The 13,343-nt window shown below is 55.7% G+C and carries 13 protein-coding genes and 1 tRNA gene; 8 read left to right on the forward strand and 6 right to left on the reverse strand.

Annotation, left to right across the window (positions count from 1 at the left end; all coding sequences use genetic code 11):
* Positions 1-240 precede the first annotated feature (240 nt).
* Positions 241-1,329, forward strand: coding sequence for a lytic murein transglycosylase B (gene mltB, locus ACMGF7_RS14655; protein WP_015378637.1), 1,089 nt, complete (start codon positions 241-243; stop codon positions 1,327-1,329).
* A 57-nt stretch (positions 1,330-1,386) separates the two neighbouring features.
* Here mltB and ACMGF7_RS14660 read toward each other — a convergent pair whose 3' ends face one another.
* The gene (locus tag ACMGF7_RS14660; protein WP_028127761.1) at positions 1,387-2,538 is read right to left on the reverse strand and encodes a porin; all 1,152 of its coding nucleotides are present in this window, start codon (positions 2,536-2,538) and stop codon (positions 1,387-1,389) included.
* Positions 2,539-2,935: 397 nt separating this feature from the next.
* Here ACMGF7_RS14660 and ACMGF7_RS14665 point away from each other — a divergent pair, with 397 nt between their 5' ends.
* The 3 genes from ACMGF7_RS14665 to ACMGF7_RS14675 are packed head-to-tail and all read left to right on the forward strand — an operon-like array spanning position 2,936 to position 4,502.
* The gene (locus ACMGF7_RS14665) at positions 2,936-3,226 is read left to right on the forward strand and encodes a hypothetical protein (protein WP_015378635.1); all 291 of its coding nucleotides are present in this window, start codon (positions 2,936-2,938) and stop codon (positions 3,224-3,226) included.
* 46 nt (positions 3,227-3,272) lie between these two features.
* The gene (locus ACMGF7_RS14670) at positions 3,273-4,196 is read left to right on the forward strand and encodes a DMT family transporter (RefSeq protein ID WP_049239826.1); all 924 of its coding nucleotides are present in this window, start codon (positions 3,273-3,275) and stop codon (positions 4,194-4,196) included.
* 3 nt (positions 4,197-4,199) lie between these two features.
* The gene (locus ACMGF7_RS14675; RefSeq protein ID WP_049239825.1) at positions 4,200-4,502 is read left to right on the forward strand and encodes a hypothetical protein; all 303 of its coding nucleotides are present in this window, start codon (positions 4,200-4,202) and stop codon (positions 4,500-4,502) included.
* Positions 4,503-4,513: 11 nt separating this feature from the next.
* Here the strand turns inward: ACMGF7_RS14675 and dsdC are convergent, their stop codons facing one another.
* The 3 genes from dsdC to ACMGF7_RS14690 form a co-directional block, all read right to left on the reverse strand.
* Positions 4,514-5,443, reverse strand: a complete 930-nt coding sequence (dsdC, locus tag ACMGF7_RS14680) for a DNA-binding transcriptional regulator DsdC (protein ID WP_004936301.1) — start codon at positions 5,441-5,443, stop codon at positions 4,514-4,516.
* Between the two features lie 468 nt (positions 5,444-5,911).
* Positions 5,912-6,163 carry a CsbD family protein gene (locus tag ACMGF7_RS14685; protein ID WP_420286493.1) on the reverse strand — a complete coding sequence of 84 codons (252 nt, stop codon included), beginning with the start codon at positions 6,161-6,163 and terminating at the stop codon, positions 5,912-5,914.
* A 134-nt stretch (positions 6,164-6,297) separates the two neighbouring features.
* Positions 6,298-7,794 carry a helix-turn-helix transcriptional regulator gene (locus ACMGF7_RS14690; RefSeq protein WP_085337366.1) on the reverse strand — a complete coding sequence of 499 codons (1,497 nt, stop codon included), beginning with the start codon at positions 7,792-7,794 and terminating at the stop codon, positions 6,298-6,300.
* Positions 7,795-8,021: 227 nt separating this feature from the next.
* Here ACMGF7_RS14690 and ACMGF7_RS14695 point away from each other — a divergent pair, with 227 nt between their 5' ends.
* The 4 genes from ACMGF7_RS14695 to ACMGF7_RS14710 all read left to right on the forward strand — a co-directional run bounded on the left by ACMGF7_RS14695 (position 8,022) and on the right by ACMGF7_RS14710 (position 12,014).
* Positions 8,022-8,993 carry a hypothetical protein gene (locus ACMGF7_RS14695; RefSeq protein ID WP_049239822.1) on the forward strand — a complete coding sequence of 324 codons (972 nt, stop codon included), beginning with the start codon at positions 8,022-8,024 and terminating at the stop codon, positions 8,991-8,993.
* A 1-nt stretch (position 8,994) separates the two neighbouring features.
* Positions 8,995-9,216 carry a hypothetical protein gene (locus tag ACMGF7_RS14700; RefSeq protein ID WP_004936288.1) on the forward strand — a complete coding sequence of 74 codons (222 nt, stop codon included), beginning with the start codon at positions 8,995-8,997 and terminating at the stop codon, positions 9,214-9,216.
* Between the two features lie 702 nt (positions 9,217-9,918).
* On the forward strand, positions 9,919-10,719 hold the full coding sequence (locus ACMGF7_RS14705; RefSeq protein WP_049239820.1) for a helix-turn-helix domain-containing protein: 801 nt from the start codon (positions 9,919-9,921) through the stop codon (positions 10,717-10,719).
* 20 nt (positions 10,720-10,739) lie between these two features.
* Positions 10,740-12,014, forward strand: coding sequence for a lactonase family protein (locus ACMGF7_RS14710; protein WP_241487036.1), 1,275 nt, complete (start codon positions 10,740-10,742; stop codon positions 12,012-12,014).
* Positions 12,015-12,107: 93 nt separating this feature from the next.
* Here the strand turns inward: ACMGF7_RS14710 and ACMGF7_RS14715 are convergent.
* Positions 12,108-12,182: transfer RNA gene (locus tag ACMGF7_RS14715), tRNA-Arg, on the reverse strand.
* 129 nt (positions 12,183-12,311) lie between these two features.
* Positions 12,312-13,238, reverse strand: coding sequence for a formate/nitrite transporter family protein (locus ACMGF7_RS14720; RefSeq protein WP_273875491.1), 927 nt, complete (start codon positions 13,236-13,238; stop codon positions 12,312-12,314).
* Between the last annotated feature and the right edge of the window lie 105 nt (positions 13,239-13,343).

Genomic DNA, 13,343 nt, shown 5'->3' on the forward strand with positions numbered 1-13,343 from the left:
GGCAAGCAGCCCGGCATTTTATCGGGGTAAATGCGGGCGTCAAGGTGATAATTTTTCTCATTTAGTTGCGGTTGAGATTCCACGCGGCCGCATCGGGCGTCCCTTCACCGTGCAAAACGTCACAATTTGGCACGTTTGGCTACCTGACGCGGTAATTGGCGGCATAATCCTGTTTGTTCGCGTTGAACAATGCATTAACATAACTCCCACTTATCTCTTGCATGGCTATATGGATATCCGATGCGTCACCTGGTTGCGCTTTTACCGCTGATTACCTTGCTTGCTGCCTGTAGCAGCACGCCGAAACCCAGTACCACCGCTACGCCGCAGAGCACCCCGGTAAAGGGCGGCTTTTTGCTGAGCCCGGCACACAGCGGCGCGCCGTTGGGGGGGGATTTCGCCAATAACCCGAATACCGCGCGCTTTATCGATAAGATGGTGCAGGAACACGGCTTTGATCGGCAGCAGCTGCACGACGTGCTGGCGCAGGCACGGCGTTTGGATTCGGTGCTGCGGCTGATGGACAGGCAGGCGCCGACGCCGTCTACCCAGGGCCCAACCGGGCCGAACGGTTCCTGGCTGCGCTACCGCAACAAGTTCATCACCCCGGATAACGTGCAAAACGGCGTGGTGTTCTGGAATCAATATCAGGATGCGCTGCAGCGCGCCTGGCAGGTGTACGGCGTGCCGCCGGAGATCATCGTGGGGATTATCGGCGTGGAGACCCGCTGGGGCCGCGTAATGGGTAAAACCCGCATTATCGACGCGCTGGCGACGCTGGCCTTCAACTACCCGCGCCGCGCCGATTACTTCGCCGGTGAGCTGGAAACCTTCCTGCTGATGTCGCGCACCGAAGGCGACGATCCGCTCGAACTGCGCGGCTCCTTTGCCGGCGCGATGGGTTATGGGCAGTTCATGCCTTCTTCCTTCAAAAGCTATGCGGTCGACTTCAACGGCGATGGGCATATCAACCTGTGGGATCCGGTCGATGCCATCGGCAGCGTGGCCAATTACTTCAAGGCGCACGGCTGGTCCAAAGGCGAACCGGTCGCCATTCAGGCCAACGGCCAGGCGCCGGGGCTGGAAAACGGCTTCAAGACGCGCTACTCGGTTGCCGCGCTGGCGGAAGCCGGCCTAAGCCCGCAGGGCTCGCTCGGCGATAATCAGGAAGCCAGCCTGCTGCGGCTGGACATCGGCACCGGCTACCAGTATTGGTATGGCCTGCCGAACTTCTACGTCATCACCCGCTATAACCACAGCACCCATTACGCCATGGCGGTATGGCAGTTGGGCGAGGCGGTCGGGCGCTCGGCGCGCGGCGGCTTCTGACGCTGCGTCAATAAACGAAAAAGGCCGCTTGCGCGGCCTTTTTTGCGTTCTGAGCAATCAGAAATCGTAGCGCAGGCGCACCACGGTCATATCGCCGAGGTTGTCGGTGCTCGATGTCAGCACGTGCTCCACGTCAACGCGGAAACCGTAGTCAAACTGCACGGTAACCCCGAGGCCGTTGTCGATGCGCTGGTAGTTGCGGCCGGTGATGTATTCCAGGCGGTCGCCCATGAAGTACGGCATCACCGATTTCACCGCGTACTGGCCAACCGGCACGGTATAACCGGCCAGGTATTCGATACCCCATGCGTCGCCGGCGAAGTAATTATTGATGTCGGCTTTCTTGGTGGTCAGGAAGTCGTTGTAGTAACCGCCGCCGAAGGTGAGGGTCCAGTTGTCCGGTTTCCAGCTGATGGCGGTACCGAAAATGTTCTGGTCATAGCTCTTGCTGCCGCTGGTGGACGGATTGCGCATTTCGGCGCGGGTGTAGTTCCAGGCGGTGCCCCAGGTCAGGTCCTGCGTAATGTGGTAATCCACGCCCAGTGAGCCGCCGCCTTTGCGCTTGTAGCGCAGGCCGTTGCCCGGCAGATAGTCGCTGTCGCTGAACAGGTACGAAGCGTAAACGTCCGCATCGCCGAAGCGGTTCTTGTACTTCAGCATTTTGCGTGAGCGGTAAGAGCCGTCGTAGTCACCGTTGATGCCGTTGCCCGGTGCCTGGGCCAGCATGTCGTAGTCCCAGATATCGGTTTTGGCACCCACCACGTCATAATAAACGCTGTTCTGTTGACCGAAGGTCATCTGGCCCCAGGTGTTGCTTTTCAGGCCGGTGTACAGCATGCGGCGGCTGGTGTTTCTCGCGCCGTCGGCATAGTGGTGATCCCAGTCGAACAGCGCCGGAATGTTCACGCCCAGCTCGTAGTAGCTGATCCAGCTGATATCGTCGAACAGGTAGTAGTCCGCCGCGAAACGGAAGCGGGTGCCGCCGTCGAAGCCGTTACGCTTGTAGGAGCCCTTGTCACCGTCGCCCGTCATGTTGTTGAACTGCGGACGGATACTGCCGCCAACGGTGAAGTTCAGGCGGCTGAGCGGATCGCCAGCCTGCGGATCCTGCTTCAGCAGGGTGATTTCCGCCTGAGCGGCGAACGACGCGCTGCCGATCGCCAGACCCAGCGCCACCGCTTGAGTCAATACGCGCAATTTCATTGCCATGTGTTATCCCTGTTTTATGTATGACCGCCCCCATCAGCGCCGCCATGCTGATGTTTTGCGCAGAACGCTGCGTTTTCACGCATTTTGACGGTTTTTTTGGTGTTTTAGCGGCGGGCGGCATTTGTAACATAAACGATAAAATAAATAATTACTTTTCTTGCTAATTACTGGCCGGTTTTTGACCATTTCGTGCGGTGAAAAGGGCCGCTTTTCATGCCTTTCGATTCGGATGAATTCATCTAACGCCAAGGTTTATATTTTTCATTTGTCAGTCATCGGCGTCAGCCTGTAATTTTATCCGTGCAAGAGATAATTAATTAAAGCCTGTCACCGCCGTATTAACGTTAGCCGCTTTCTGCGTAATCGGTCGGCAGGAATAAGCGATTGGGAGGTCGCCATGAGGAATCTGTTAATGTTGTTGGTGGGGCTGTTTTCATTACCGGCGATGGCGGCGGAATCGCACGTTTGTCATTCTCAAGCTTATGATTATGCAGAGGTTAGTAAACTCAGATTGTCTGACGATACCCTGTTTTCCTGCCGCGGCGTGGGGCGCCTGACGATCCCGGAACTGGCGCGCAAAGGATGGAAAGTGATTCATTTGGCGCAGCAAACTGAATATACCGACTCTGTCGACAGCGACGGCGAGGTTATTAAACTTTATCAGGAAATCGTGGTGTATAAAGAATAACGCGACGGCAGCCTGTTATTATTTCAACGGCGACGAGAACCCTATTATGAATGCAAGAATCGGTATTGACGGCAGAGCTGCCGCCGCCATGGTGATGCTTTGCGCCATCTGGGGAATGCAGCAGGTGGCGATCAAGGCTGCCGAGGCGGATGTGTCGGCGGTGCTGCAAATTGCCATTCGTTCGGGTCTCGCCGCGCTGGGGGTATACCTGTTGGCGCGTTGCCGCGGCGAGTGTTTCACCTGGGATCGCGCCACGCTGAGCGCCGGTCTGAGCGTAGGGGCATTGTTCGCGCTGGAGTTCTTTTTTGTCTCCGAAGGGCTGCGCTATACCAGCGCCTCGCATATGGCGGTGTTTTTGTACACCGCGCCGCTGTTTTCTGCCCTTGGCCTGCATTTCCTGAATCGTCAGGAGCGTCTGTCGCCGGTGCAGTGGCTGGGCATGCTCATCGCCTTTGGCGGTGTGGTGCTGGCCATATCGGGCATGGCCGAGGGCAGCGGCGGGGCCGAGCGGCTGAAAGGCGATTTCTATGGCCTGCTGGCGGGGATCGCCTGGGGCGGTTCTACCCTGGTGATCCGTACCACGCGCCTGGCGGAGTGCCCGGCCAAACAGACGCTGCTGTTCCAGTTGACGGGCGCCTGTGTGCTGCTGTCGCTGCTGGCGCTGGCTACGGACAATTTGCACGTTGTCCTGAGCCCCGTGGCGTGGAGCAGCCTGTTGTTCCAAACGGTGATCGTGTCGTTTTTCAGCTACCTGATCTGGTTTTCATTGTTGCGCCGTTATCAGGCTTCCTCGCTGGGCATTCTCACCTTTATGACGCCGGTATTCGGCATCCTGGCGGGGGCCGTCATTCTCGGCGAACCGTTGCAAATTGAATTTGTATTGGGTGCTGTGTTGATCGTACTGGGGTTAGTCGTAGTGAGTTGTTCATATCTTATTTATGTTGACCGAAGGGTGGCACCAAAAATATAAATTATGGATGTTGATGTACAGAACTACCAAATAAGCTGCGAAAGCCAATTCATTATTCAGCTGCAAATATCCCGCTATGCCTGGGGCGTGCCGCTGATTACGCTCAGCGATAACGGTGATTTTACCGTGATAAGAAGCCGAGGTTGGTCGAGGTTGGCTAATGGGATGCAATTGGAGGTTTATTATTTTGCCAATAATTCCCTGCTGACCTGGGATAAAAACCGCAAAAATATCTCTTATTCAAAGGCCGGCCGGCTCTACGCCTGCGCGCTGTATTTTTCTTATTCCCCCAAAGTATGGCGATAATCCTCTGGCCATCAGACCAGAGGGGAGATTTTCATGATCCACTGCTTAAACGCGAGGATCTTCGGCCACTGCCGCTCGGAGATGGTCGAGGTAAAATAGCAGTGCTCGCAGGGCACGGTCATGTCGGTGAACGGAATGATCAGTTCGCCGCTTTTGATCCAGTCCTGCACCAGATTGAGCCGCCCCATGGCGACGCCAAGGTGTCGCGTCGCGGCCAGCACTGCAAGATCGGAACGGTCGAACTCCATGCTTTTACTGTCGGTATCCAGCCCCAGCGCAAAGTGTTGCGACCAGGTTTGCCACTCATCTTCGCCGGAGTTGTAGCGATCGTGCAGCAGCGTGCAGTGGGCCAGGTTTTCCGGCGCATCGTACAGGTTATGCGTGGCGGCGTACTGCGGCGTGCAGATCGGCACCATTGATTCCTGCATAAAGGCTTCGTCCAGATGCCGCCCCGAGGGCAGTTTGCCGAAGTACATCGCCAGATCCACGCCGCGGTTGGCCAGGTTGATGATTTCCTGCCCGGTCAGAATATTGAGGTGAATGGTGGGGTGCTGGGCGATAAAGTCGCCGATGCGCGGCAGCAGCAGACATTGCACCAGGGATGGGTGCGAGTAGAGGGTCAAGGTCCCCGTCAACTCGCGATTTTTGATGTCCAGAATTTCTTGATTCAAGGTGTTGAAGGAACTGTCCAGCGCCCATTGCATGCGCTCGCCCTCCGGCGTCAGCGTAATCCGGCGATGAAAGCGTTGGAATAGCAGAAAACCCAATTCCTTTTCGAGCAAATTAATACGGTGGCTCACGGCGCTGGGGGTGATCGACAATTCTTGCGCCGCCAGCGCAAAAGATAAATGACGGGCGACGCATTCGAAAGTATGCAGCCGGGAAAATTGATAGCTGGTCAGCGGGGTCGCCCGCTGCGAATGTTTTTTACTGGGGAACATGCTATTTCTCCGTGCGCATAATCCGGCAATATTAACATTTAATGGCGCGGAGGATAAACCCAGGCTGATTGATATATTCAGTTTTTACGCTGAGAAATATCGTTATGTTGCAGGGGAATTAACTGGCTTGCATAACAACCGGAAATAACAGGTGGTGGACGCGTTGAGTGAGAGGGTGATGATAATCTGCAATAGGACGAATATAATAAAAAGACGTGCCGTATAAGCAGCGAGTAAAGACGGTGTGCGGCAGCCTGAACGATAAAGGCTCATGTTCCCTGCGGGATATAGCGGTTTCACCGCAATAATTCGTCGCATGGCGACACAGAATACGCGTTAATCCCAGCGGCAAACGAGCGGAGGCATCAATCGATAATACTGCGCCCCCCTTAGGCCGATAGAACCGCGCCCGGTGGCTACCCACCGGGCGCGGCATTCAGGGAAAAGCGGTTTGTTCGCCGGCGCGCATCAACGGCGACGCAGCAGCAGGCCGGTCAACAGGCCTGCGCTGGCAATGAGGGCCAATGCGGCGAGGGGGTTTTTCTTCATCATGTTGCCGGCGCAGCTCAGGGCATCGCCGTATTTTTCTTGCAGCACGCCCGCTGCCTGGCGCGCGGCGCCTTCGGCCTGCAAACGTTCGTTGCCGGTGACGTCGCCCGCGATTTCCTGCGCCTTGCCCGCCACTTTTTCCATCATGCCATTGGCTTTTTCGCTGTTCATTGTGATGCGCTCCTAAGGTTCGATCCGTTTGGCTTCCGCACAGGACGGAAGCCTGCATTTGCACCGCCATGTTATGCACTTCACTTTTGGCCTATAAGGGGCGTTTGCATCGGTTTGGGTAGTGCATTTGCAGGCTACTTGCCATTCCTGAAGGCCAGCCCACCGGTAAACAGCCCGCGTTCTCTGGCCCAGACGATGGCTTCGCTGCGGCTATGCACGCCGAGTTTGGAATAGACCGTCGCGACATGGTTGCGGATGGTGTTGAGCGCCAGATTGAGACGCGCCGCGATTTTCTTGTCCGGCAGCCCCTCGCAAATCAATTCCAGCACATCGCGCTCGCGCGGCGTGAGATCGCTGGCGGTAAATCCAGCCTGGTCGGGCCGATTGATGCTTTTCACGTTGGCCAGTTTTTCGATCAGGGTTTGGCTGAACCAGGAGGCGTCCTGCATCACTTCTTCGATGGCGCTTACCAGCTCCAGCTCCGAGCGTTTGCGTTCGGTAATGTCCATGAGCACCAGCAGATAACAGGGCGCATTGTGGATGCTGACGGCATCCGCCGAGGCCACACAGTCAATCGACTCGCTCCCTTTCTTGCGCACCCGGATGTCCAGCCCTTCGACGTTGCCGCTTTTTTCCAGGGCGGCAAACAAACGCCGGTTCGCCTCCGGATCGTCAATAAACGGGATCTCTCCGACCGTCTTGCCGATCAAGTCTTCGGCGTCGTACTCGGTGGCGCGGGTGAAGGCTTCGTTGACATCCAGCACGCGCCGCTCGTGCGCGGTACATAACAACGTCGGCACCGGGCTCAGGCGAAATGCCTTGGCGAACCGTTCTTCACTTTCTCGCAGCGCCGATTCCGCCTGGCGCCGGGGTTCGAGATCGGTAAACGTGAACAGCATGCAGTCGTCTTCATTGATATCCAAGGGTTGGCCGGCAACCACCACCAGCTTGCTTTCGCCGCCGGGCAGCTTCAGCTCGGCCTCCATCTGCGGAATGGTAGCGCCTTCCCCCAGGCGCTGAACGGCCAGTTCTTTGTGCTCCGCCTGTTCCAAAACGTCGAGTTCATAAACCGAACGCCCCATGACCTGTTCACGTTGGTAACCGGTCATATCAAGGAACCCCTGGTTGACCTTGACGTAACGCAGGTCGCTTAGCCGACAAATGACTGCCGGTGCCGGATTGGCGTTGAAGGTTTTTTCAAAGCGCTGTTCGGCGCTGGCCCACTCCGTCGCGTCGCTCAGGATCAGCGCCAGCAGCTCCGGTTGCCCCTGCGCATCGGTGATAATCAGGCTCCGCAGGCGGTGCACCCAGAAGCTGTCCGGATCGTCGACCTGTCGAACCTCCACCACCACATCGGTGAAGGTTTCGCCTTCCGCAACCCGGTTCAGCGGGTACTGTTCCAAAACCAGCGGATGATTGTTGCGATAGCGCAGGGCAAAACGCGCCGCGTACTCGCCGGCATTGGCCCCCAGAGCTTTCTGATGACTCACGCCATGCATGGTCAACGCGGCCTCGTTGGCCCATAGCAAGGTTTGATCGGTATCCGTCAGGATCACGCCGTCGGACAAGCCGGAGATGATTTGCTGCAGGTGGCCGCGGTGGGTTTCGCTGGCCAAAACGGATTGGCTCATGTGTTCTCCGCTAGACAGAAGGGGGGCGGCCTCTTAAGGGGCCGCGGGTTACGCTACTCGCTGAGCAGCTTAGTGCATAACGTGCGTATTCGCAGGGTGTAAATGCACCAGGCATTCTGATGCAAATGAACCGGGACGGCCGACGATGCCGCGCGGCAGACTGAATTTGTCTGCGCGGTTACCCGCCGTGCGTGCAATCACTTGTCCAGAAAATATAAGGAACAACGATGACCACTGTCTATGAATCAAATCGCTTAGCGTTTCAGGTGTCATGGGGCTCGATATTGGCCGGGAGTGCCGTGGCGCTGGTGACTTATCTGACCTTCAGCGTGCTGGGCACGGCTATTGGTGCCCAGGCCGTGGATATGATGCAAAAGGGCAACCCGCTGAGCGGCTTTGGCACCGGCACCGGGATCTGGCTGCTGGTTTCAACGTTGGCATCGCTGGCCGCAGGCGCGTTCGTCGCCGGCCGCTCCGCACCGAATCGCGGCGGCTTGCATGGCTTGCTGAGCTGGGCGATCACCACCTTGTTGACCACCTGGCTGATGGTTTCATTGGCGAGCGGCGTAGTGGGGCTGGCGGGAAGCGCGGTGGGTAAAGGGCTTTCGCTGGCAGGCAGCGGCCTGGCGGCGGCAGCGCCAAACGTAGGCGAAGGCCTCAAGCAACAGCTGGATAAAAAGGGCATCAGCCTTGACTGGGGAAGCCTGGAAAATCAGTTGAACGCCATGCTTAAGCAGAGCGGCAAGCCGGAGCTGGATCCTGCTCGGTTGGAGCAGAAAGCCAATCGGGCGGCCGCCGACGGCAAACAGTCGGCCGTGGATGCCGCAGCCGATCCGGCGCAGGCCGCCACCGAGCTTAAGCAGTGGTTCGAGCGCGTCAAGCAGTCCGGTGAGCCGGCGTTGAGCGCCGCCGATAAGGACGCGCTGGTGAATATCGTTGCGGCACGCACCGGCAAGAGCCGCGATGAAGCGAGCCAAATCGTCGACAACTACGCCCAGGCTTACCAGCAGGCGGTGCAGAAGGTGGAAAAAATCAAGGCCGAGGCCGAGCAGAAAGCGCGTGAAGCGGCCGATGAAGCGGCCAAACAGCTGTCTCGCGCCGCGTGGGGTTCGCTGTTGGTGCTGCTGTTGGGCGCTGCGTTGAGCGCCGGCGTGGGGCGGATTGCCGAATCAACCCGCCGCACTGTCGCGGTAAGTTGAGATGAAAAAAAACCTGTCGTGCATCTCGCTGAATTATCGAAAAGTAGCGGGGGCCTCTGCTCCCGTGCTCGTCATCGATTTCTGCAACGAGAACAACGAGCGTTATACCCTGCGCTACAACCTGCCGCCGGATACCCCGGAACGCACCGAGCGGCGGGTATCTTTGCTGCTGTACCTGTTGCGCAAGCACAGGTCCGCAGAGATCGACAACCTGGCTGATTAATCAGGCCGTTAATGAAAAGCCCAGCCTCGCGTGCTGGGCTTTTTGTTTGCGGCCGCAGGCCGTTCTGACAATAAGGCGCGGGCGAGTCGGCTCGGCATTTTACCGGGGGAGAGATGGGCGATTCATGGGAGTAGGCAGGGTTCCCAATGGGCGCGGTTTGTAAAACAGGGCATCGAGCAAGGTTTGTTAAAATATCCGTTTTCTCTGCGCAGGAACGATAAAAAAGAAACGCGCTATTGCGACGCGAGATTATTGAGACCGATGTTCAGCCTTGAGCTTATCACTCCCGTCTTCTTTTACTGCCGGTCATACTTTATATCTCTTTTGCAGTACGTTTTATTGGCGGCCCAGGCATATAAAATGCGTTTTCATTTGTGATGATGAAATTCCTATTCGGCCATGCAATCTGGCTGTAAAAAACACTTTAAGGTAAAACAATTAGCAAAAAGTGTGATTCTGCCTGGTGTGGCAAGTGCATCTTTGATGAGTGCACTTTACGCGAGTTGATTTTGTTTTATGGGTTTCTTGCGGAGAGATTTATATAACATGATCATTTTCAGTTATTTATGCGATAGTTTTTCCTATGCCGAAAAAAATGAATTGACAGGCTGGTTTTTTTTAGGATTAATCTTAATGACTTGGTTTGATTGGTTAACGATTTTAATAAAAAGGACGCGAATCTTATAAAAGCAAGGAGCACATATGGATTACAGAAAAGATATTCTTTTACAGGTGTTGGAGTATATGGAAAAGAATATTGTCGAGGGGCTGACAGTTGAAAAGGTTTCCATTATCTCAGGTTACTCTAAATGGCATTTGCAACGGCTGTTTAAGCATTATTTTGGCATAACGCTAGGGACTTATATAAGGAATAGAAAACTGAGTCGCTCTGCTATTCTGCTCAAACAGCACCAAGGGAACATATTGGATGTCGCCCTGGCATCCGGGTTTGCCTCTCAGCAATGTTACACGCGGGCATTCAAACGTTTCTTTGGCGAAACGCCCAACAGCTTTAGAAACAGCCGGGGATGGGATTTTTCCACGCAGATCCCGCCGTATGGCAACGATAAGAAACCCTACTTCTACCACACGGTCATGCCGGATGACATTGAGATGTTAAAGCATTACAAATCACTGATTTTTCATTCTATAAGAAAATTCAGAGATGCCGGCGACATTGCACAGACCAATGATAAATGGTTAAGCAAGCAGCGGGGGGCATGTAATGTGGAAAAGAACAGGAGTAATAAATGGCATTCCAACAGCAAGGGGCAAGAGGTTTTTCATTCCATCTTTAACTTCTATATCCCTATGGGTAAATATATTGTCATTCCCTTTATGGGGGAGTTTTCAGAATATATTGACTTTTTCGATGTAATGTATGACGCTTATCTGCCTGCTATCAATGTCAAAATGCGGGAGAGCTTTTTTATAGAGTTATATAGGCAAGAGGATCTAAATGGCAAGGTTGTCAATGTCGATATACTTATTCCTGTGACATAGTGATGAGGCAAGAAGACATCATGAATAGAGAAAAACCTCTCGACTCGATTAATAAACGCCATCCAGCTCGCTTTATGCTACCTTCTATATTGTCTGAACTTGGTCCAACAATCGTTGCCGGCTCAGGCCGGCAAGCCATTCAATTAACTGCGGTGTTAATTTTTCTCATGTTTTCAGGAAATACGATGGCCAATAATCGGGAACATCAGCAAATAGCGTTAGTCGGTACCTGGACCCATATTCCGAATGCGCCTGCGGTGCAGAAACCGGCAAGACCCAGTGAAGGGCTCTATCGCCTGGCGGTTAATGGCGACGGCACGTTAACGCTGCTCGACGTGGTTAAAATGAACAGCCCATCGTGGATCGTAAAATCTCGCGATGGCCGTTTCGCCTATGCTACCAATGAGGAGAACGCGGGAACGGTGGCCGCCTTGGCAATAGACGAAGCCGGCAGCGTGCGGGTGCTGAATACGGTGAGCAGTGCGGGCCAGCAGCCGACGCATGCCACCCTCAGTCCGGATGGCAAGTTTCTGTTTGTCGCCAACTACTCCGTCGCCAAAGGCGGCGCGGGGATGACGGTATTGCCAATTGGCAGTGACGGCAAACTGGGTGAACAGGTGCAGCATTATCCGTTTATATCAGGTTCTGGCGCCGTGCAGGGGCGTCAGGAAGGGGGCCATGCGCACTCAACCACCTTCAGCCGCGATGGTAAATATCTGTATGCGGCGGACCTCGGCGGGGACAAGCTGCACGCCTATCGCTATCGCCCGGATAGCGCACAGCCGCTGCAGGCGGACGCATCGCGCGATGTCAGCTTTGCGCCAGGCGCCGGCCCAAGGCACATGGTGTTCTCGCCGAAAGGCGAGTATGCCTATGTCATCACCGAAATGGCGGGTGAAATCGAGGTGTTTACCGTCAGCGACCATCGATTGACGCAACAAGGGAAAGTGAAACTGAACGGCGGGCAGGATTCAGCGGAGGCGAAAAGCGGCGGAGCCATTATCCTCAGCCCGAGCGGCAGATATCTTATTGCCACCAATCGCGGTGCCGATAACCATTTGCTGGTATTAAAAATTGGTGGGGATGGGCTGCCAGGGGAGACGACGCGCTATGAGGCTGGCGGCATTGAACCGCGTGCGCTCGCTTTCGATGCCACCGGCAAGCATCTTTATGTCACGAATGTGTTCACCAATACCGTTACGCTGTTCGATTTCGATGATGAGACGGGTGAGTTGAAGGCCAGAGGCGAGGCGGCGACGATCTCAACACCGACGGATATTAAGTTTTTCAATTAACGCCCATCATAACGCGCGGGGGAAATCGGGTCTGAGGCGTGGAGAAGGAGGATTGCGGGTGCCGATGATGGGGAATGGCTTGATAATAAATAATGGCGTCCCCGACTGGAATCGAACCAGTAACTAGCCCTTAGGAGGGGCTTGTTATATCCGTTTAACTACGGGGACGCTGCGGGCTGGCAACCGAAGCTGCCGGGGCATTATACCTTTTTTTACCCGCAGAATAAGCGCTTAGCGGTGCGTTTGCTCAATACCTCGCCAGTTAGCGCCGAAATTTCCTCGCCTGACCGACGGCGATCACGGTTTTTCCCCGCCGTGGCGCCGTTTTTCCTCTTGCTGCCGCTCCGTCCGTTTTTGGGCGCTCAAATCGTTGCGGATCTGCGCATGGCTTATCAACGCAAAGATAAAGGTGCCGCCGATGATGTTGCCCGCCAGCGTCGGCAGGGCGAACGGATAGACGAATTCCTGCCACCCAATCGCGCCGTTGAACACCAGATAGAGGATCTCTACCGAACCGACCACGATATGGGTCAAATCGCAAATCGCTACCAGGTAGGTCATCAGCGCGATCACCCAGATTTTCGCCGCGCCGGCGGCCGGGATCATCCACACCATGGTGGCGATGATCCAGCCGGCCAGGATGCCGTTGGCGAACATTTCTCCCGGCGTATGGCGCATCACCTCTTCGCCCAGGCTGATGAAGGCGCCGCGCGTCTCGGCGTCGAACAGCGGCATATGGGTAAACGCCAGCGCCGCCAGCCCGGTGCCGATCAGGTTGCCGAGCAGCACCACGCCCCACAGACGCAGCAGGATCAGCAGGTTGCGCGGTGTGGGTTTATGCATGATTGGCAATACCGCCGTGACGGTATTTTCGGTAAACAGCTGTTGGCGCGCCATGATGACAATGATAAAACCGAAGGTGTAGCCGAGGTTCTCAAGGAAGAAACGGCTGGGATCGTCCGGCAGGCGGGCGTGGAAAATGCCCTTCGCCGCCAGCGAGGCGCCCATCGACAGCCCGGCGGCGATCGCCGACCACAGCAATGCCAGCCCGTCGCGCTCCAGCTCTTTTTCGCCTTCCATCCGGATCTGTTCATGCACCGCCGCCGCGCGCGACGGCAGATTCTCTTCCCTGACTTCGATTTCGCGCTTGCCCTGTTCCTGCTCTTCACTCTCTACCCGCATCGTTTCATCCTGCTCGTGCTCCTGGCGTTGCTGTTCGTTCATGCTGTCGCTCCTGCTCAATAAGGGTGAGGTCACGTCATTAAGCGTAGTTGCCCGGCCTAAATGCGGCGAAATACAGAAAAAGGTAACAAGAGTTAAAATCCGCCG

This window comes from Serratia sp. BNK-17 (assembly GCF_048684935.1).
Classification (GTDB): domain Bacteria; phylum Pseudomonadota; class Gammaproteobacteria; order Enterobacterales; family Enterobacteriaceae; genus Serratia; species Serratia nematodiphila.